This is a genomic window from Streptomyces sp. BE303 (assembly GCF_036290945.1).
Classification (GTDB): domain Bacteria; phylum Actinomycetota; class Actinomycetes; order Streptomycetales; family Streptomycetaceae; genus Kitasatospora.
In genome coordinates, this window is the sequence record NZ_JAQYWZ010000184.1 from 1 (window position 1) to 517 (window position 517).

1 pseudogene is annotated in these 517 nt (G+C 76.8%); it reads right to left on the bottom strand.

From position 1 onward, the window contains the following. Nucleotides 1-312, bottom strand: a pseudogene (locus tag PUR56_RS43195) (hypothetical protein); the annotation flags it as partial. Nucleotides 313-517 lie beyond the last annotated feature (205 nt).

Here is a 517-nt window from a genome sequence, read left to right on the forward strand (position 1 = left end):
ATCGGCGACCGCCGCCAGCACCCCGGCCGCTCCGGCGGCCAGCAGGGTGAGCACCACGCCGCGCCGGGCCGCGACCAGCCAGAGCAGCGCCCCGGCCAGGACCCCCCACTGCCAGACGTGACCCAGCGCGGCGGTGCGGCCGATCGTCAGACCCTGGTCGCCGGTCTGCGTGGTGGCCGCGACGGCGACCTCGGCGATGCGCTCGACGGGCAGGGTCGGGTTCCGGCGCACGAGCTCCCGGATGCACTTGACGACCAGGTCGTCGCGTTCCACCGACACCTCCCCGGTGACGGCGGTCAGTGCCTCCCGGATCCGCTGCTGCTGGTCGTCGCCGGTCTCCTTGGTACGGACGGACACGCCCGTGTCGCCCGTGGTCTGCGACACCGTGGTGCCGGGGCTCGCTCCCGGGACGGCCGCCCGGGTCGGGAAGTCGGCCGTGGCCGTCACCGACACCCCCTACCGGACGCAGGCGGAGACGGCGGCGGTCGCCCGCGCGGCGGCGGCCCGGGTGAGCGCC